Origin of the sequence: Fretibacterium fastidiosum, from assembly GCF_964642095.1 — a bacterium.
Taxonomy (GTDB): domain Bacteria; phylum Synergistota; class Synergistia; order Synergistales; family Aminobacteriaceae; genus Fretibacterium; species Fretibacterium fastidiosum.
The window spans coordinates 2,599,823-2,619,571 of record NZ_OZ209244.1 but is presented as its reverse complement, the minus strand read 5'-3'; the positions used below and the strand labels follow the sequence as shown (position 1 = coordinate 2,619,571).

14 protein-coding genes are annotated in these 19,749 nt (G+C 63.1%); 9 read left to right on the top strand and 5 right to left on the bottom strand.

The genetic code is table 11. The features are described 5' to 3' along the window. Positions 1-10 precede the first annotated feature (10 nt). On the bottom strand, positions 11-937 hold the full coding sequence (locus ACK28C_RS11775) for an ABC transporter permease (RefSeq protein WP_015557184.1): 927 nt from the start codon (positions 935-937) through the stop codon (positions 11-13). A gap of 113 nt (positions 938-1,050) precedes the next feature. Then, positions 1,051-2,589, bottom strand: coding sequence for an ABC transporter substrate-binding protein (locus ACK28C_RS11770; protein ID WP_409152224.1), 1,539 nt, complete (start codon positions 2,587-2,589; stop codon positions 1,051-1,053). Positions 2,590-2,736: 147 nt separating this feature from the next. On the opposite strand from ACK28C_RS11770, the gene ACK28C_RS11765 reads away from it, so the two are divergent. Both ACK28C_RS11765 and ACK28C_RS11760 read left to right on the top strand, forming a co-directional pair. Beyond that, entirely contained in the window at positions 2,737-3,687 is a 951-nt protein-coding gene (locus ACK28C_RS11765; RefSeq protein ID WP_015557186.1) for a LysR family transcriptional regulator, read from the top strand. 331 nt (positions 3,688-4,018) lie between these two features. Continuing rightward, positions 4,019-5,374: an amidohydrolase gene (locus ACK28C_RS11760; RefSeq protein ID WP_208873895.1), complete on the top strand. Its 1,356-nt coding sequence runs from the start codon at positions 4,019-4,021 to the stop codon at positions 5,372-5,374. 207 nt (positions 5,375-5,581) lie between these two features. On the opposite strand, the gene ACK28C_RS11755 is transcribed toward ACK28C_RS11760, so the two are convergent. Genes ACK28C_RS11755 through asd form a run of 3 tightly spaced genes read right to left on the bottom strand, consistent with a single transcriptional unit; the run spans position 5,582 to position 9,252 of the window. Next, positions 5,582-6,907 carry an aspartate kinase gene (locus ACK28C_RS11755; RefSeq protein WP_015557189.1) on the bottom strand — a complete coding sequence of 442 codons (1,326 nt, stop codon included), beginning with the start codon at positions 6,905-6,907 and terminating at the stop codon, positions 5,582-5,584. Beyond that, a complete protein-coding gene (locus ACK28C_RS11750) occupies positions 6,904-8,121 on the bottom strand; it encodes a homoserine dehydrogenase (RefSeq protein ID WP_015557190.1) in 1,218 nt (405 codons plus the stop codon). Before ACK28C_RS11750 ends, ACK28C_RS11755 begins: the two co-directional genes overlap by 4 nt. 42 nt (positions 8,122-8,163) lie before the next feature. Beyond that, positions 8,164-9,252, bottom strand: coding sequence for an aspartate-semialdehyde dehydrogenase (gene asd / locus ACK28C_RS11745; RefSeq protein ID WP_015557191.1), 1,089 nt, complete (start codon positions 9,250-9,252; stop codon positions 8,164-8,166). A 232-nt stretch (positions 9,253-9,484) separates the two neighbouring features. Between asd and ACK28C_RS11740 the strand changes: the two genes are divergently transcribed. The 7 genes from ACK28C_RS11740 (at position 9,485) to ACK28C_RS11710 (ending at position 19,690) form a co-directional block, all read left to right on the top strand. Further along, positions 9,485-10,498 carry an ABC transporter substrate-binding protein gene (locus ACK28C_RS11740; protein WP_015557192.1) on the top strand — a complete coding sequence of 338 codons (1,014 nt, stop codon included), beginning with the start codon at positions 9,485-9,487 and terminating at the stop codon, positions 10,496-10,498. A 28-nt stretch (positions 10,499-10,526) separates the two neighbouring features. Continuing rightward, a complete protein-coding gene (locus ACK28C_RS11735; protein ID WP_015557193.1) occupies positions 10,527-12,716 on the top strand; it encodes an iron ABC transporter permease in 2,190 nt (729 codons plus the stop codon). A 50-nt stretch (positions 12,717-12,766) separates the two neighbouring features. After that, positions 12,767-13,891 carry an ABC transporter ATP-binding protein gene (locus ACK28C_RS11730; RefSeq protein ID WP_015557194.1) on the top strand — a complete coding sequence of 375 codons (1,125 nt, stop codon included), beginning with the start codon at positions 12,767-12,769 and terminating at the stop codon, positions 13,889-13,891. Positions 13,892-13,908: 17 nt separating this feature from the next. Then, a complete protein-coding gene (locus ACK28C_RS11725) occupies positions 13,909-14,844 on the top strand; it encodes a MoxR family ATPase (protein WP_208873896.1) in 936 nt (311 codons plus the stop codon). Between the two features lie 77 nt (positions 14,845-14,921). Beyond that, a complete protein-coding gene (locus tag ACK28C_RS11720; RefSeq protein WP_409152223.1) occupies positions 14,922-15,812 on the top strand; it encodes a DUF58 domain-containing protein in 891 nt (296 codons plus the stop codon). After that, a complete protein-coding gene (locus ACK28C_RS11715; protein ID WP_015557195.1) occupies positions 15,809-17,794 on the top strand; it encodes a DUF3488 and transglutaminase-like domain-containing protein in 1,986 nt (661 codons plus the stop codon). Before ACK28C_RS11720 ends, ACK28C_RS11715 begins: the two co-directional genes overlap by 4 nt. 87 nt (positions 17,795-17,881) lie before the next feature. Beyond that, positions 17,882-19,690, top strand: a complete 1,809-nt coding sequence (locus ACK28C_RS11710; RefSeq protein WP_409152222.1) for a diguanylate cyclase — start codon at positions 17,882-17,884, stop codon at positions 19,688-19,690. Positions 19,691-19,749 lie beyond the last annotated feature (59 nt).

The window sequence follows — 19,749 nt, the reverse complement described above, 5'->3', positions numbered from 1 at the left end:
ACAGTGCCTCCTATCGATACATCGTCCGAACCCTGGGATCGACAGCGCCATAGATCAGATCAACGGTCAAATTGACAAAGGAGAAGCAGACCGTCATCAGGACGATACACCCCATGACCATCGGCGTGTCCCTTGCGCTGATTGACTGAATCATCAATCGGCCCACGCCGGGCCATGCGAAGACGGTCTCGGTAAGTACAGATCCACCCAACATTTCGCCTATTTGCAGGCCGATAACCGTAATTGTAGGAAGCATACCGTTCCGGAATGCATGGCGCATAACGATGGTGCGATTTGAAAGGCCTTTGGCGTAGGCCGTGCGGATATAATCCTGACGAAGTGTCTCCACCATGGAAGAACGAGTTGTCCTGGAAATGGAGGCCATGTTCATAAAACCAAGAGAGATTGCCGGCAGGACAATACTCCGCCAGGAGTTGGCCCCATACACGGGGAACCATCCGAGTTTTAGCGAAAAGAGCAGAATCAACATCAGTGCCAGCCAGAAAATTGGCATCGATATGCCAATCAAGGAGACAATCATGCTTGTGTTGTCAACCCATGTATTCTGTTTGACAGCGGCCAATATTCCCAGCGGCAAGGCCAGGATCAAGGACGTGATTGCCGCTACAAGCGTTAGAGCCAACGTATAGGGGAATCGCGCCATGATCTCGCTTGTTACCGATGTTCCATTGGCGTATGAGATGCCCAAATCGCCACGAAGAAGCTTTGTGAGGTAATTGAAATATTGTATCGTCAGAGGTTTATTCAAGCCCATTTGCTCCTCAAGCTGAACAATTTGTTCCTGTGACGCATTTTCTCCAAGAATCAAATGAGCGGGATTCCCAGGGGCAAGGTGCATGATGAGGAAAACCAGCAGCGTCACGCCAAGAACCACAGGAACCATACAGATCATTCGTTTAAGAACGTATTGCCCCATCGTAGTGCTCCCTCCGTGCTGCAGCCATTTTTGAGGGAAAAGCCTCGGCTCAAGCGGCAGCTGAGGCTTTTCACCATAGCAGGCGAAAATCGCGCCCGTTCTACGAGACAGGACTACCAGGACATGACGCTGAAATCTACGTATCCCGTAGCACTGCATACGACGTTCTTCAAATTGGCGTTGTGCGCTCGGAAGTAATCGACCTGATAAATTGGAACAAACGGACACATGTCATTGATGAGGCCGATAGCATCGTGGATCATCGCTGTCCGCTTCTTTTCGTCCATGCATACGTTGATTTTTGACAGGACCTCGTCTGTTTTAGGATCGGCGAAACTGCTTGGAACGGCATCGCGACGAGAGGTCTGAAAACGTTGAATGTACGTCATGGCATTGGACGGTGACCAGGATACGATTGCCGCAGTTAAGTTCAACGTCGTCATTGCAGCTTGGTAGGAGGCTGCATCCATCTCGTTTACGGTGACCTTGATGCCTATCTGCGAGAGTTCATCCTGCATGATGGTGGCAATCGCCTTTTTCGTCTCATTGCTGCAGATGACGTCAAGCGTTACGGAAGCAGGATCGCCGCCCCAGGCGCCCATATATTCCTTAGCCTTATTCAGATTGAAGCTGTAAGCGTTCTCCAGGGAGGATTCCTTGTAGCCCATGGAGACGCAGGAATAACTTGGCGTACCGTGACCGCTGAGAGCGCCGGCGATGATTTCCTCACGATTGATGGCATAGGCGATGGCCTTCCTTAAATTGACGTCCTTAAAGGGTGTGGAGACGCAATTGAGATGCAGAAAGAAATTTTCGACACTCGTTACGTTAGCCACAGCAATACCATCCGTCGCGAGCAAGCGCGCGATGTCGTTGGGTGCAATGTCATAGACGAAATCGACCTCGCCCGACTCAAGGGACATCGTGCGCGTCGTGCCCTCAGGAATCATGACGAAGCGCAACGTCTTGATGGAGGCCCTTCTTTCAGCGTCGAAGTACTCGTCAAAGGCCTCGAAGGCGATGGAATTTCCCTTGTTCCATCTTGTGAATTTGTAAGGACCAGTTCCCACAGGATTTACGTTGAAATCATTCCCTGAGTCAATCAACGACTTGGGCAGGATAAAGTTGAAGTGGTACGCTAGGTCGTTGAGGAGGTTGGGATTGGGGGCAAAAGTTGTAATTCTTACCGTGAGCGGATCAACAGCCTCGATCTTCTGCATGGAAGCTGTGTAGTTCTTGCTGTTGGGAAACTTCTTGGCGTACTGGATTGTAGCCATAACGTCATCCGCGGTCATTTTATCCCCATTGTGGAAAAGCACACCTTCCCTCAATTTAAAAACCCAGACCGTATCACTTTCCTGTGTATAACTTTGAGCCAAATCGCATACAGGCTGAAGCGTTTTCATGTCGATACGGGTTAACCCATTGTACGTAAGAAGGTTCATCTGCACCCCCATCAGAGAGTCGTGTTCACAGGATGTTAAAGAATTGGGTTCGTTGGTCAAAGCCACAACAATGGTATCCTCAGCTGCGGTACAGACGTGGGGATGGAAGTAGAAGATGGACAGAACAGCCGTTGCACACACAGCTAATCTTTGCATAAGTCTTTTCTGACAATTCCCTGCAATACGTGTGACTATAGAATTCGTCATTTTACACGCCCCCTTTGATTTTCGTCAGCTGACATAAATTAGCATATCCTGCAAGATGTCATCATAGTAGCACATGCCGTTGTGGATGTGGTAATATGGTTTATAGATGTTCTTAATATGTCCAAGTTGTAATGGGGGGCGGAATTTATGACAAACAACCAGATTCGGTACATTATTGAAACGGCGCAAGCGGGCTCGATAAACATGGCAGCAAGAAACCTTTTTATATCTCAGTCTGCGCTTTCCAACGCCATCATGAGCGTTGAGGATGAGTTTAACAACAAGATATTCAACAGGACTTCCAAGGGGGTTACCTTGACTTCATTTGGGAAATTGTTTATCGCTTATATCACCCCCATCAACAGACAACTCATGCAACTCTACGCCATGCGCAATGCAAACGGAAGCACGGCTCCTTTGACATTTACTGTAATCAGCAACGGCTTTTTCTACATCAGTGACATCATCGCTGCGCTGGAACGCCGCTATCGCTCAAGCGGCATCAACCTCGCTATTTTGGAAGACTATGGCGGAAATATGCTTGAGATGATTCATAACAACTCGGCCGATCTTGGTGTCGTTCGTTTGTGGAGTTGTTATCGCAATAACAACCTTGAGCAGTTTTCTACAATGAGTTTGCTCTACCGCCCCATCGCTATGCTTCAAATTGGCGTAAATATAAGTGAGAATAATCCTCTTTATGGTTATGAGGGGCAGAACATCACGCCAGATCTTCTGAGGAATTACCCCATGATTCTTCACGAGAGTCTGCATAACGGTCCCTATGCTGACATCCTGTCAAGACTTGGACTCCCGGTGCCACGCAATCGCTTTATCGTGGATTCCCGCGCTACGATGTACGAACTCCTGGATGTAACGAATGGCTACGTTCTGGATTCACGAAATCTTGAATCCGGTGCAGGGCCGTATGAGACGAAGCATAATCGTCGCTGGCGTTTCCTTCCGCTTGAGAACTGCACCATCTACTCCGAAATAGGTTGGCTGATTGACGAGAGTACGTCCATTTCCCAAGTGGCCAAAAACTTCGTCTCGATGTTGAGCAATTATTTATTGCGTGATATAACCCAGATGGATTAGAAGCTATATATTAAAGTTATATATCTAGTTGCTCATTTTATCCCAATGGACGTATTATTACACATAAAAGCGTAAGGGGGACTGCTGAGACGAGCACGCTGGAGTGATTATTGGCGAGGGAGGGGCATGGAAGTGACGCTATATGGTGTCTCATTGGTTGGCAAAAACAGCATTTTAGACTTTGCTTTGTGGATTATCCTCCTAGGCCTTATCTGTATTTACCTTTGGAGGATGTTCAGTCGTTGAATTGTGTTCGATCCACCTGAACCTAATTCAGGCATTATCCGAAATTTTCAGCATATTTATCAGGCGTCTTTTAGGAGGGGTAAACATGGAAGAAATAGAAAAAAGGATTTGTGAGATTATCGATGGCCATAGCGATGAACTTATTTCTTTTGGAGATGACCTCTGGCGCCATGCTGAACTGGGCTTTCAGGAACATCGGACGGCGGGCAAGTTTGCAGAAAAAATGAGGGCGCTGGGACTGGAGACGCAGGAGCACCTGGCCGTCACAGGTGTTAAAAGCTACCTTCATGGTTTTTTTGACGGGCCAACTATCTGTTTGATGGGAGAACTTGACGCACTGCCGATACCGGCCTCTGCCGCTGCCAATCCAGAGACCGGAGCCGCACACTGTTGCGGTCACAACGCTCAACTCACCGGTGTGTTTGGCGCCGCTATTGCTCTCAGTGCACCTGATGTTCGCGCTGGCCTTTGTGGTGATGTAGCCTTTTTCGGCGTTCCGGCAGAGGAATACGTAGAGGTTGAGAAACGTAACGAAATGCGCGAAAAGGGCATGATTCGTTATGGATGTGGAAAATGTGAACTGCTGCGCATCGGGGCTCTTAACGATATCTCTCTGGTTGTGGGACACCATGCCGGAACTGTGAAAAAATATCTCATTGCCAATCGATCCTGTAACGGATTTCTAACGAAAATTATACAATTTCATGGACGTGCTGCCCACGCTGCCGGCGCGCCGGAAAACGGCATTGATGCGATGAATGCTGCGGAGATTGCCATGCACGCCGTTAATATTCAGAGGGAGAGTTTCCGCGATCAGGACACCATCCGGGTGCATGGTGTCTTGACCAAGGGAGGGACTGCAGCAAATATCATCGCTGATGACGTCCGTTTGGAATACTCCGTCAGAGGTAAGACCATAGAGGCTTATCTCGATGCGGCCAGGAAGGTCGATCGATCTATGAGGGGGGGCGCTATCGCTGCAGGGTGTGGCCTGACCATTACAACGCTTCCAGGGAACCTGCCAATTGTTCCCGTTAAAGACGCCAGTGTTGTTGGCGAGGCGCTGGCGGAGGTCTGCGGGGATACGCCTGTAACTTGTACTGGCCCTGAGTTTCACTCCACAAGTTCGGGGGATTATGGGGACGTCAGTTGTCTTATGCCACTTCTGCAATTTAACACAGGAGGTTTTCGAGGTGTCTTTCACAGTCCCGATGTTTTCGTGGATGATCCCTACGAAGCATATGTGGTCCCCGCTAAAATTTTTGCGTTAACTGCGTGGAAGCTTTTGCGTAATCAGTCGGAACGTGCTCGGAAGATTATCAATGAATTTCGTCCCACCTTAACCATGAAGCAGTACATCGAATTGATGGAAGGAACGCTGAAAACTGAAACCCATTCGATTCAGCCCCTTCCCCTGCTGAATGAGACAAACGACATATAGCGGATGAGGGTTAAGCGTAATGAAACAGGATCATCGAGCTGTTTCATTACGCTATCACGAGACTTTTTGATAGTGTCGGGTATGGCTCTGGGAGGTCCTCTCTTCAAAGTATGCCTCATGCCTCCGACTCGCTGGCTCTATGTTGGTCGTGCTCCTTGCCGAACGTCAACGCGGGTTTTCACCCGCCTTCTTCAGGCGGCGGAGGCCTCAGTCCGGCGGGTCCTCCTCCACGAACGCGCCGTAAATGGAGCGGATCGCCCGCTCGAAGTCCTCGTTCAGCACCCCGACGATCACGTTGAGCTCGGAGGCCCCCTGGTCGATCATGCGCACATTGACGCGCACTTTTGCGAGGGCCGTGAATATCCTGGCGGCCGTCCCGCTGCGGGACTTCATGCCGCGCCCCACGACGGCGATCAGGGCCAGCCCCGGCTCGATGTCCAGGGTGTCCGGCCTGGCGACGCGGGCCAGGCGGGCCAGCACCTCCTGCTCCCGATCCAGAAAGTGGGAGGCGTGGACCACCACGGTCATGGTGTCGATCCCCGAGGGGAGGTGCTCCAGCGGGACGTCGCTCTCCTCGAAGCACCTGACGACCCGGCTGTGAAAGCCGGGGTCGGAGTGCAGGCGGTCCTTCGCCAGGATGATGGAACAGAAGTCCTTCTTGCCCGTGATGCCGGTGATGGTGTGGCTCGATTGCTTGGCCGTGTGTCCGACGATCCAGGTGCCGGGGTCCTCCGGCTGGTTGGTGTTCCGTATGTTGATGGGGACGCCCGCCCTCCGAACGAACAGGATGGCGTCCTCGTGCAGGACCGTCGCTCCCATGTAGGCAAGCTCCCTGAGCTCGCTGTAGGTGATGTCCCGAATGACCCTGGGATTCTTCACGATGCGTGGGTCCGCCATCAACAGGCCTGAGACGTCCGTCCAGTTCTCGTACACGGAGGCCCCGCAGGCGCCCGCGATGATGGCCCCCGTGATGTCGGAGCCGCCGCGGGGGAAGGTGCGCACCCGCCCGGCCGGGTCCGTCCCGTAGAAGCCGGGGACGACGGCCCTTGGCGCCTCATCGAGCCGTGCGGTCAGGACGCCGTGGGAGCGCGCGGCGTCGAAGTTTCCCGCATCGTCGAAGAAGAAGAGCGCCGCGGCGTCGATAAAGGCAAAGCCCAGGTACTCGGCCAGCACGAGCCCGTTCAGGTACTCGCCGCGGGAGGCCGTGTAGTCCCTCTCCGGCGCGCTGGTCAGGTTCTCCTCTATCTTCCGGAACTCCTCGTCCAGCGGCAGGGACAGCGCAAGCCCCTGAACGATCTCGGCGTAGCGGTCCCGCACCGCCTGGAGGGGCCTGCGGAAGTCCTTCCCCGCCGCGGCGAGCCCGTAGCATTGATAGAGCAGGTCCGTGACCTTGACGTCGTTGGCAGAGCGCCTGCCGGGCGCCGAGGGGACGACGATCGTGCGCGCCTCGTCCTCCAGAACGATGTCCCGAACCTTCCTGAACTGCGCCGAGTCCGCCAGGGACGTGCCGCCGAACTTGACGACCTTTTTCATGCGCCTGCCTCCAAAAGCCGGATGCGGCTTCGCAGCGTCGAGAGCTTCGCAAGGGCCTCGCCGCACCGGCGCTCCGTCATGGGGCGCGTGACGAAGGCGGAGTCCTGCGGATCGCCGTCGAGGGCGACCTCCTCCGCGCCGGCGAAGACCTCCCGCGCCAGGGACGCCTCGGAGGGCGCGACGCGGATCAGGTTCCGCACCTCCGCTGCAGAGGCGTCGGCGAGCTTCGCGTCCCGGCCGGTCAGCCCGCACTCGACGGTCCGCCCCCGGTTTCGCGCGCACTGCACCACGTCGGACACCACGGCGCTGGCCGTGGGGAAGCGTCCCGCGCCCCGGCCGCAGAGCGTCAGGTCGCCGAGCGTGGAGCCGTGGAGCAGGACGCCGTTGTACACGTCGCTGACCCCGTAGAGCGGGGAGGCGGCAGGGACGAGGTAGGGGGCCGTCCTGAGGGAGAGCCCTGTGGGGGCCAGCCGGCAGACGCCCAGGAGTTTGAGCGAGCAGCGGAGCGCGCGGGCGAGGCGCAGGTCGGCGGCCTCAAGCCCCATGATGCCCTCGCAGGGGACCTGGTCCGAGCTCACGCGGGTCCCCGACAGGAGCGACGCCAGGATGGCCAGCTTGCGGGCCGTGTCGTGCCCCTGGACGTCCGCGTCCGGGTTCCGCTCCGCGTAGCCGTTCTCCTGGGCCTGGCGCAGCGCCTCCTCCAGGGACAGCCCCTCGCGCTCCATCCTCGTCAGGACGTAGTTGCAGGTCCCGTTCAAGATCCCGACGGCGGAGTCGAAGCGCTCGTGGGCGCAGGCGTCCCGGATCGTGCTCAGGATGGGGATGCCCCCGGCCACGCTGCCCTCGAAGAGCAGGCTCAGGCCGTGGGCCCGCGCGATGGCGGCCAGCTCCGGGCCGTGGGCGTCGATCAGCTCCTTGTTGGAGGTCGCGACGGACTTGCCGTGCTCGAGGGTGGAGCGGACGTAGGGGAGGGCTGGGTCCAGCCCCCCCATGGCCTCGCAGACCACGCTCACCTCCGGGTCGTTCAGGATCGTCCCGACGTCGCGGGTCATGAGCTCCGCGTAGCGGGAACCCGGAAGGTCGCGCCGGACGAGGATATGCTTGACCCGCACCCGGTCGCCCGCCGCTTGTGCCACCCGGTCCCGGTTCGCCTCCAGCAGCTCGGCGACGCCGCCGCCCACCGTTCCAAAGCCAAGGATCGCAACGTTGATCATCTGATTCGCCTCGCCATCTTGCGTGTCGGTCTGGGGGATGCCCTATTTTTTCGTGAGGTAGCCGCGGCTCGCCAGGAGCTCCGCGCAGAGGACGGCGCCCCCCGCCGCGCCGCGCAGCGTGTTGTGGGAGAGGCCGACGAACTTCCAGCCGAAGAGGGGATCCCGCCGCAGGCGGCCGATGGAGATCGCCATGCCCCCCTCGCACTGGGCGTCGAGGGCCGGCTGGGGGCGGTCCTCCGCCTCAAGGTAGTGGATGAACTGCTTCGGAGCGCTGGGGAGGCCCAGCTCCTGGGGGACGCCCCGAAAGTCCCTCAGGAGCGCGATCAGCTCGTCCACGGAGGCGGGCTCCCTGCCGAACCTCACGAGGACCGCGGCCGTGTGGCCGTAGAGGACGGGGACGCGGAGGCAATGACAGGTGATGCGCGGCCCGTCCGCCTGGACGATCTCTCCGCCCCGCAGCCGCCCCAGCACCTTCAGGGGCTCGCGCTCGCTTTTCTCCTCCTCGCCCTCGATGAAGGGGATGACGTTGCCGCGCATTTCGGGCCACGTGTCGAAGTTCTTTCCCGCCCCCGATATGGCCTGGTACGTCGCCGCGACGACCTCCAGCGGCTCGAGGTCGCGCCAGGCGGCGAGGGCCGGGACGTAGCTCTGGATCGAACAGTTGGGCTTCACCGCGATGAAGCCGCACGACGTGCCCAGCCTGCGCCTCTGGGCCTCGATGACCTCTGCGTGGGTGGGGTTGATCTCCGGGATGATCATCGGGACGTCCGGCGTCCAGCGGTGGGCGCTGTTGTTGGACACCACGGGCGTCTCGGCGCGGGCGTAGTCCTCCTCCAGCCTCCGGAGCTCGTCCGAGGGCATGTTGACGGCGCTGAACAGAAAGTCCACGCGATCGGCCATGCCCGCCACGTCGCTCACGTCCCGCAGCACGAGGTCCCGCGCGGAATCGGGCACGGCGCCGTCGAGGAGCCAGCGGCCCTCCACGGCCTCCGCGTAGGTTCGACCGGCGCTCTGCGGGCTGGCGGCGATGGCCGCCGTCTCAAACCACGGGTGCGCCGCGAGCAGCTGAACGAACCTCTGACCGACCATCCCGGTCCCGCCGAGGACCCCGACCCTGAACTTCTTTTCCATAATCGTGCCGCAGCTCCTTCCCAGCTTCGTTTTTTTGCCTTCGGCGCGCCCCCTTCGACAAGGGCTTGCGGCGTCGGGGAAACGCGCCGGGTGAAACACGAGTGAAACGAGGATTCTGGACATTTTATCATGTTATGAGATAATTTTAACGCGGCGCTCGTTTGGGGTTCGATTCGTCGTGGCAAAACGATTGACACAGAGAGTTTTAGAGTTTTTGAAGGAGGGTTTTCTCATGAGGTCTGGAAAGTGCGCGTTCTTCCTTGCGTGCGCGATGCTGGCTGTTGTGGCGGGTGGAGCGTGGGCGGCCGAGGCCGTCAACGCCTACACGACGATGGAGGAGCCGCTGGCCAAGGCGCTGTTCGACGCCTTTGAGGCGGAGAGCGGCATCAAGGTGCAGTGGGTGCGCCTGTCGGGCGGCGAGGCGGTGGCCCGCATCGAGGCGGAGAAGGCCAACCCCCAGGCCTCCATCTGGGTCGGCGGTGTGGGCACCCAGCACATCGAGGCGAAGCTTCGCGGCCTGACGGCGCCCTACCGCTCCCGCGTGGCGGACAGCATCCCGGCGGACTACCGCGACCCGGAGAACTATTGGACGGGCCTTTACGTCGGCCCCATCGCCTTCTGCATGAACACGGAGCGGGCGAAGGAGCTGAAGCTCGACATGCCGAAGACCTGGATGGACCTCCTGAAGCCGGAGTACGCCAAGAGCGTCCGCATGGCGCACCCCGCTACGTCCGGCACGGCCTACAACATGCTGACCACGCTCATCCGCATCTACGACGGCGACGAGGACAAGGCGTTCGACTACTTCAAGAAGCTCTCCGCGTCCGTCGAGCAGTTCACCCGCTCCGGCTCCGCCCCCGGCAAGAGCTGCGCCATCGGCGAGATCCCCATCGCCATCGGCTACCTCCACGACCAGGTGAAGCTGCAGAAGGAGGGCGCCCCCATCGAGATCGTGATCCCGTCGGACGGCACGGGCGCGGAGACGGCCTCCATGTCCATCCTGAAGGGCGGCCCGGACGCTTTGAACGCCAAGAAGCTCTACGACTGGATCCTCGGTCAGAAGGCCATGGACGTCATCGCCAGCTGGTACGTCATCCCACTCTCCAGCCTGGCCACCCCCTCCGAGACGGGCTTCTCGCTCGACAAGATGAAGATGCTGAAGGACGACCAGTGGGACGCCGCCAACAAGGAGCGCCTGATCGAGCGTTGGAACCGGGAGATCGCGATGGCCCCGGAGAAGAAGTAGGGGCCCGCGGGATGCGGGGGCCTGGGAGATGAGGCAGAGGCGGGCGGTCCACTTCGCCCTGATGATGGCCTTCGTCGCGCTGGTGGGCTGGTGGGTGTACGACAGCGTCCTCACGGGGTTCCTGGAGGTCTCCCACGACGGCCAGCGGCGCACGGTGCAGACCGTCTCCCTGGGGTATCCCGGAGGGGATGAGGCCGAGGGGTGGCTGGCCCGCCTGGCCGGCAGCTCGCAGAGCTATCGCGTTGCGCTGACGGAGGGGCTCCCGGCCCCCGGCGCCTCTTTCGCCGTGCGGGGGGACCCGGACCTGGCGGAGCTGTGCCGGGCCTCCGCCGCGTCTCCCCAGTTCGCGAAGGGCTTTGACAACGCCGCCTACGAGGAAATCTACCGCAGCGAACACGGCTGGGACCTGGCGGGGACGGAGCAGACGCTCTTCTTCGCGCCGGCGGTGGACGCCCGGACCGGCGACGTTCAGGGGGCGCTGATCTTCGCCTTCAGCAGGGAGGGGGAGCGGGGCTTTATCCGGATGCTCCGGATGCTCTTCGCAGTGGTCCTGCTGCTCTTCACCGTTGTGGTCTGGCAGGTGATGATGAGCCGGGACCCCGTCGTCGGCTTCGCCCTGGCCGGCCTCTTCCTGATGGCCCTGGTCTTCGTGGCCTACCCCCTCTTCGAGGCGGTGCGCCTCTCCTTCCTGGAGGAGGGGCGCTTCTCCCTCGGCATCTGGCGAACGATCCTGACCAACAGCAGCTACATCGACGCCCTGAAGGGCAGCCTGAAGCTGGGCTGCTGCACGGCGACGCTCTCCACCCTCATCGGCTTCCTCTTCGCGTTCACGTGCACGCGCACCAACGTCCGGTTCAAGAGGTTCATCGCTATGATGGGCGTCCTGCCCGTGATCTCGCCCCCCTTCTCCCTCACGCTCTCCATCATCCTGCTCCTGGGGAACAACGGCCTGATCACGCGCTGGCTGGGCCTCACGGGCTTTTCCATCTACGGCCTTCCGGGGCTGACGATGGTCCAGACGATGTGCATGTTCCCCATCGCGTTCCTGACGCTCTCCGGGGTGCTGGAGGCCATCGACTCCACGTTCGAGGAGGCGGCCCTGAACCTCTCGGCCAGCCGGCTCAAGACCTTTGCGTCCATCACGCTGCCCCTGGCCGCGCCGGGCCTGCTCAGTGCGTGGCTTCTGGTCTTCACCACCTCGCTGGCGGACTTCGCCAACCCGCTGCTCCTGGCGGGGGACCTCAAGGTCCTGTCCGTCGAGTCCTACATCGAGGTGACGGGGATGAACCGGCTGGGGCACGGGGCGGCGCTGTCGCTCCTCCTGCTCCTGCCGACGCTTGCGGCCTTTTTGGCGCAGCGCTTCTGGGTGGCGAAGCGGTCCTACGTCACCGTCACGGGGAAGCCGTCGGGCCGCATCGCGGAACTCGCGACGCCCGGCCTGCGCCGCGTCCTGGCCTGCGTCATCTACCTGATCATCCTCTTTTTGATCCTGCTCTACGGGACGATCGTCGCGGGCTGCTTCGTGAAGAACTGGGGCATCGACTACACCTTCAGCCTTGAGAACATCCGAGAGGCCCTGACCCGGTCGCGGGATGCCCTGTTCGACACCGTGACCCTCTCGGCCGTCGCCACGCCCATCGCGGGCGTCATCGCCATGATCGCGGCGCTGCTCATCGTGCGGCGGCGCTTCCGCGGCAAGCGGCTGCTGGAAGCCCTGCTCATGACGCCCTTCGCCCTGCCGGGCACGCTGGTGGGCATCAGCTACATCCTGGCGTTCAACCGGGCGCCCCTCGTCCTGGTGGGGACGGCGGCCATCATCGTCATCAACTACGTGGTGCGCGAGCTGCCCGTGGGCATCGAGGGCGGGGTCGCCTCGCTGCGGCAGATCGACCCCTCCATCGAGGAGGCGGCCATGGACCTGGGGGCGGACTCCGCCACGGTCTTTCGCACCATCGTCCTGCCGCTGGTGCGCCCCGCGTTCCTGTCGAGCCTCTCCTACACGTTCGTGCGCTCCATGACGGCCGTGAGCGCGGTCATCTTCCTCATCTCCGCGCGCTGGTACCACATGACGATCCTGATCTACAACTTCTCGGAGAACCTGCGCTTCGGCCTGGCCAGCGTGCTGTCCACCGTGCTCATCGTCATCGTCTTCGGGGCCTTTGGGATCATGCGCCTCCTGGTGCGGCGCAACGAGAACCTGCTGAAGAACGTCGTCTGATCCCCCGGCCCCTTCGGGGGACGGGGGAACCCAAGCTGGAGGAATGATCGATGTCAGATACAGTCAACGCGGGGAGGAAGACCCCCAGGTCCGTCACCCTCAACGGGATCACGAAGGTCTTCCGCGACCCTCAGTCCGGGCAGGACGTCCGGGCCGTGGAGAGCGTGTCCTTTCGCCTGGAGCCGGGGGAACTCGTCACGCTCCTGGGGCCGTCGGGGTGTGGCAAGACTACGGTGCTGCGGATTCTCTCCGGGTTTGAGCAGCCCACGTCGGGGCGCATCCTGATCGGGGAGGCGGACGTCACGGACGTGCCGGCCAACGGACGGGATACGGCGATGGTGTTCCAGAGCTACGGCCTGTTCCCCCACATGAGCGTCTTCGACAACGTGGCCTATGGCCTGAAGCTCCGCAGGGTCCCCCGCGCGGAGGCGGCGAAGAAGGTGGCGCGCTTCCTGGACATGGTGGGCCTCGGAGCGCTGTCGAAGCGGTCCCCGTCCCGCCTGTCGGGCGGACAGCAGCAGCGCGTGGCCCTGGCGCGGGCCCTCATCGTGGAGCCGTCGGTGCTCCTGCTGGACGAGCCGCTCTCGAACCTGGACGCCGTCCTGCGCGAGCAGATGCGCGTCGAGATCCGCCGGCTGCAGAAGTCCCTCGGCATCACGGCCATGTACGTGACGCACGACCGCGTCGAGGCCATGAGCCTCTCGGACCGCATCATCGTCATGAGGAACGGTCGAATTGTGCAGGTGGGTACGCCGAGCGAGATCTACCGCGACCCGGCGAACTCCTTCGTGGCGGGCTTCGTGGGCAGGGCGACCTTCTTCCCCTGCAGAGTGCTGGGCGTTTCGGGGACCGCCTGCGTCGTCGAGGTGAAGGGGCACACCTTCGAGGCCCCGCGATGGGACCCCTCGCTGAGGGCCGGAGACGGGGCACTCCTGATGGCCCGCCCGGAGTCGCTGTCGCTCGGCGAGCCCGGAACGGGCGTGGAGGACGGCGTCTTGACGGCCAACGTCTACCTGGGCAACAGCATGGAGTCCTGGGTGAAGACGGACCTGGGCGACGTGCTGGTCCAGATCGACGCCCCGGACACCAGGAGGGTGTGGGCCGAGGGGGAGCGCGTGTCCCTGTCCCTCGACCCGCTGCTGACGAAGGTGCTTCCCGGCGACGAGCCGGCGTAGCTTCAGGAGGTCTTGCATTGAGCGGATATTCCATCGAGATCAAAAATCCCAGGGCGCGGGAGGCCCTGGATCGCCTTGCGCCCGTCCTGCACGGCAAGGACGCCGTGCTGCTTCGGCTTCTGGTTTGCGTGTTTGCGGGTGGACACCTCCTGTTGGAGGACATGCCCGGCCTCGGCAAGACGACGCTGGCCTTGGCGGCTTCGCGCCTGCTGGGCCTGAGCTTCGGTCGCGTGCAGTGTACGAACGACCTCCTGCCCACGGACGTCACGGGCGTGAGCGTCTACCGGGCGGACAGCGGTCAGTTCCAGTTCTACGCGGGGCCGGTGTTTCACCACCTGCTGCTGGTGGACGAGATCAACCGCGCGACGCCCAAGACCCAGAGCGCCCTTCTGGAGGCCATGGGGGAGGAGCAGGTGACCGTGGACGGGCGAAGCTACGCCCTGCCCAGGCCCTTCTTCGTCATCGCGACGCAGAACCCCGTCGAGAACGCGGGAACCTTCCCCCTGCCGGAGTCCCAGATGGACCGCTTCATGATCAAGACGTCCATCGGCTACCCGTCCCGGGAGGACGAGCGCCGGATCCTTCGCCTCGGCCCTCAGAAGAACGACTTCGCGTCCTTTCAGCCCCTGTTCACGCCGGACGAGATCGTGGCGCTTCAGGGGCAGATCGAGCGCGGCATCCGCGTGGACGACAGGCTCCTGGACTACGTCCTGGACCTGGAGCAGCGGACGAGGACGCACCCCCTTCTGGAGGGCGGGATTTCCCCGCGGGGCGGGATGATGATCCTGCGGGTGGCCCGCACGCTGGCCTGGCTGGAAGGACGGGACTACGCCATCCCGGAGGACGTTCGCTTCCTGGCCCTCGAAACCTGGGCCCATCGTCTTCAGCCCCGGAAGGGGGCGTCGGGCGCGGGCGTTCTGAGCCAGATATTGAGCGAGACGCCCATCCCCTGATGTCCGTGCTCTCCGCCTTCAGGGGGCGCCGCCGTCCGGGGAAAAACAGGCCCTGGACCGGCTCTCCGATCATTCGGTTGCGAACCGCCGGGACGGTCTACACGCTCCTGACGATCGTGCTGGGCGTGGTGGCCGTCAACAGCGGAAACAACCTGCTGTACCTGCTGACGGCCCTCCTCCTGGGGTACATGCTGGCCTCTGGCGTCGCGGGACGGCGCAACGTCATGGGGGCGCGGGCCGCGCTGGAATTGCCGGACGAGATCTACGCGGGCATTCCCTTCGAGGCCTCCATCCGCATCGAGAACCCGCGCTCCGCTCCCCTCCACATGATCGAGGCGGCGGTGCGCCTGGAGGAGGGGGAGGGCGCGGCCCCCCGCGCCTTCTTCGGCGTGGTCCCTCCGCGCGGGGCGTCGAGCCGGGGCATCGTGCTGACCCTGCCGCGCCGCGGAACGGCCCGTGTGGCGCTGGAGGTCTCCTCCGTGTTTCCCTTCGACTTCTTCACCCGCTTCGCCTGGGACCGGAGCTGGATGGCGGCGCTGGCCTTTCCCACTCCGGCTCCCGACGCGCCAGTGGCCGCGGTCGGCGAGGCGGAAGAGCAGGGGGAGGCGTCCTCCGCCGGTTCCTCCCGGAGCGACGACGCCTCCGACGCAGCGGGGGTTAGGCCGTATCAGACGGGAGACCCCGTAAACCGCGTGCACTGGAAGATCACGGCCCGCACGGGGAAGCTGAGCACGCGCCTCCTTGAGGGGGAGGCGCCCGTGGGCCTGGTGATCGACCTGGACGGGTTGGTGCGGGACGGGCTGGAGCACGGCCTGTCCGCGGCGGCGGGACGGATCCTGCAGGCGGAGCGCGAAAGCGCACCCATCGGTATGATGGATCGGGGGACGCTTTTTCCGCCGGCCGCAGGCCGGCAGAACCGCCTCGCCCTCCTGCGGCGGCTGGCCCTCTACGAGGGGGCGGCGCGATGACGAGCCCTGCCGCGGTTGGCGTCCCCCGGACGCGCCCCATCCGGTTCTATCTGGACCTCCTGCTTCCAGTCTGCGGGCTGATGTGCTTCGCGATGGCGCGGGACGGCGTCAGCGCAGCTGCGGGCTGGGCCTTCCTGCTGGGCCTGGCGACAGTGGGAGCCGCCTCCTTTCTGGACCTGCCCCGGCCGCCGGGCTTCGTCATCTTCACGGCGACGCTCCTGCTGCTGATCCCCATCCTGGGGCAGATATCGCTGCGCTATGCGGCGGAGCCGCTGCTCGAGGCGACCCTTCTCCTGTTCCTCCTCCGCGTGTACGAGAAGCGCGGGCCGCGCGAGTACGTCCAGGTGGTCATCATCCTGCTGGCCGCCGTCGTCATCTACGCCGTCCTGTCCATCGAGCGCGTCTTCATGACGGTCTGCGTCGGCATGGGGCTTGCGGGCTCCATGATCCTGATGCTGTCGGCCTGGATGCGCCGGGAGCCGGATGCGCGCCTCGGCTGGAGCGACGTGAAAGGCCTTTTCGTCCGCGCCCTGGGCATGTTCCTCGTGATGCTGCCCCTGTGCCTCCTGCTCTTCTTCGCGGCGCCGCGCTTTCGAAGCCCCTTTCGCATCGCGCAGGGCGGGCTCGGCGCGACGACGGGTTTCTCGGATCAGCTCACCCTGGGGGACGTGGGCCAAATTCAGGAGAGCGGACGCCTGGCCTTTCGGGCGGAGGTGCGGGACATCGCGCCTCGAACGCCCTACTGGCGCGGCGTGGTGCTGTCCCTGTTCACCGGGGACACCTGGACTGTCAACCTGGCGGGGCGCCGCGGCGGCTGGGACGTCCCGACCTCCGGCGGGGGGAACCTGCGCTACTCGATCCAGCTGGAGCCCGGCGGACACCGCTGGCTGTTCACTTTGGACCGGCCGGTGGCCCTTTGGGGGACTGAGGCCCTGGACCTGGGCAACGGGACCTACGCGCGTCGCTCCTTCAATGGAGCGCGCTACGAGGCGGAGTCCGCCCTCGATCCGGCGGGCGGCGGCAGCTTGACGCCGCGGGACGAGGCCCTCTACCTTCAGCTGCCGGAGGGGTATTCCCCGGCCGTTCGCCGCCTTGCGGAGGAGATCGCGGGTGGGGCGGAGGAGGATCGGGAGAAGATGGAGGCCGTCATTGCGCGGCTGTCGGGCGGAGAGTACCGGTGGACGCTGAGGAGCCTGGCGCAGGGACGGAACGCGCTCGAGGACTTTCTGCTCCGTCTGAAGCGCGGCAACTGCGAGTACTTCGCGTCGGCAGCCGGTGTGATGCTGCGGATGCTGGGCGTCCCCGCCCGACTGGTGGGGGGCTACCGCGGCGGCGACTACAACCGCACCGGCGGCTTCTACTCGGTGAGGGACCTGAACGCTCACGTCTGGGTGGAGGCCTGGGATCGGTCGAGCCGCGCCTGGATTCGCCTGGACCCGACGCCGACGGCGCTGGAGGATGAAGCGGACGCGGCGGTCCTCGTCTCGGGCGGCGGTTGGGGCGAGTTCTGGGACTACCTGGACTATCAGTGGAACCGTTATTTCGTGGCCTATGGCGGCAGCCAGCAGGCGCAATGGGTTGGGGCGCTGCGCTCCCTCCTGAGGAACCCGCGCGCTGCCCTCCCCTCCATGGGAGGCTTTGCGGACGGTGCGGGGCGGGGGGCCTCTCGCGCAGCCTTCGCGCTGGGGGCGGCGGTCCTGGCGTTGGCCGGCGGCTGGGGGGTATGGCGCTACGCGCACCGCGACGAGCGGACCGCCCTGCTCCGCCGGTTTGATCGCCTCATGGCCCGTCGCGGCTTCGTGCGCTCCCCCTGCGTGGGGCTCCTGGAGTTTGCATGGGCCCTGCCGGAGCCGCTGAGGGCGAACGCTCTCGACTTCGCCCTGGGCCTCTCCGCCGTGTTCTACGGCGGGCGCGAGCTGGACGGGCCGCGCCGCGAGGCCCTGCTTCGGGCGCTGTCGGCCCTGTCCTCGGCAAGGGGTTGACGGCCGGGAGCGCAGGCTCCGGCATCAGGAATCGCGTGAGCGGGACCGCCCGCGCGGGCGGTCCCGACGGGAAGGAAGGGTGCTCTCATGGCAGACAGAGGGATCGACCCCGCCCGATCGAGGGCGGCGAAGGGTCCGGCGAACCTGGCGTCGGACGACGACCGTGGTCTCCACCGCCGCGTTCAGGAGTTGGAGCGGATGAGGGAGCGGTACGAACTCGACGCCGCAGCGTTTGAGGACCTGGATCGACTCTACCGGGGACTGGCGGACAGCGGAGCCTTTTTGTACGCCTTCGTGGACGTGAGGGGCGCGTTTCTGTTCATGAACCGCGGGATGCAGATCTTTCTGGGGCGGGACCCCGAAGGGGGCGCGCCGGTAAGCCTTCTGTCGCGCTGCCCCCTGGGACAGATCGAGACGATGCGCGGCCTGCTGCGCGACGCCATGAAAGAGCCCGTGGCCGCGGTGGTGCCCCTGGCGCGCCCGGATGGGACCGGAATCTGGATGGACACGGAGTTTTCCGCGATGGACGTCCGGGGCGAACCCGCCCTCCAGGTCGTCGGCGTGGACGTGACGGAGTGGGTGAACCTCCGGGAGCAGCCGGAGGACGGATGGGAGCGCGGCGAGTGGAGCCGCGTTCTGGACTGCTGTCCGGGGCTGCTCTGTTGCGTTGTGGATCGGGAGGGCACGCTGATCTACGCCTCTCAGGGGTACAGCGCCCTCGCCCTGCGGGTCCTGGGCCATCGCTGCGAGGTCGGGGCACACTACCCCCCGCTTCGGTCAGAGACGGACAAGTCCCTCCACGACGTCCTGGCGGCGGCCGCACTGGGTCAGACCAGCGGCGTGGAGATCGAAGAGCGCCACAGCGAGGGGGACCGGCTGTGGAGCTTCACTGCGGCGCCCCTTGAGCGGAACGGCGGCCTGGCGGGGGTGGTGGTGCGCGTCCTCCCCGTGCAGGTGCCGCAGCTCCGGCAGCCCGCGCAGCCGTCGGACGCCCCGGAGCCGCCGACCCCTGCCGCCGAACCTCCGGTGGAGCCGTCCGAGCGGGCGGGGATACTGAACGCCTTCGCCGTCCCGGCGGCCGTGGTGAACGAGCGGGGGGTATGCCTTGCGGCCAACGCGCCCTTCATCCTCGCGCTGGACGCCAGGGAGAAGGTGGTCGGCTGCCGTCTCCTCGGCCTGATCCCGAGGGACGGCCCCCCCAACGAGGACTTTCACGAGAAGTTCCCCAGCGTGCTGCAGGCCCGCGAAGGGCGCCTCTCCTGCCGCCTCTCGTCCCGGGACGGGGACCTGACGTGGCTTGAGGTCAGCGTTCGGCCTCTGGAATGGGCCGGGTTTCGCGCTGCGCTCCTGACGTGTGAGGACGTGACGCTCCTGCGCCGGACGCAGGAGCAGCTGCAGCGTGCCGCCGTGACGGACCGCTCCACCGGCGTCCTGAACCGCCAGGGTATGGAGCGCGTCCTGTCACGAGAGATGGAGCGCGCCGTCCGCGACAAGACGCCCCTCAGCCTGATGATCATGGACATCGACGGCTTCCGGCGCCTGAACGAGAGCCGGGGGTACGTGGCGGCAGAGCTCATCCTGAAGACGCTGATCGCCCTCTGTCAGGGGCTCCTCGCCGTGGAGGACGTCATCGGGCGGTGGGGAGGGGACGAGTTCATGGTGCTGACGCCCCGCTCTTCCGAGGCGGCGCGGCTCCTGGCGGACTCGATGCGGGACGTGGCGCACAGCAGCTCCCTGGGTGTGGAGGGCGCCCTGACGCTCAGCGTCGGCATCGCACAGTTCCGCGCGGAGATGGACCTCTCCAGCCTGGTGGGCGCGGCCTACGACGCGATGGTCAGGGCCAAGCGGAACGGCGGGAACCGCGCCGTGACGGCGGAGGACGGAGAGGGCCGATAGACGGTTGGGCTGACCCGGCCGTAGGCGATCTTTAGAAAACACTGATTAAGTTGTTGAGA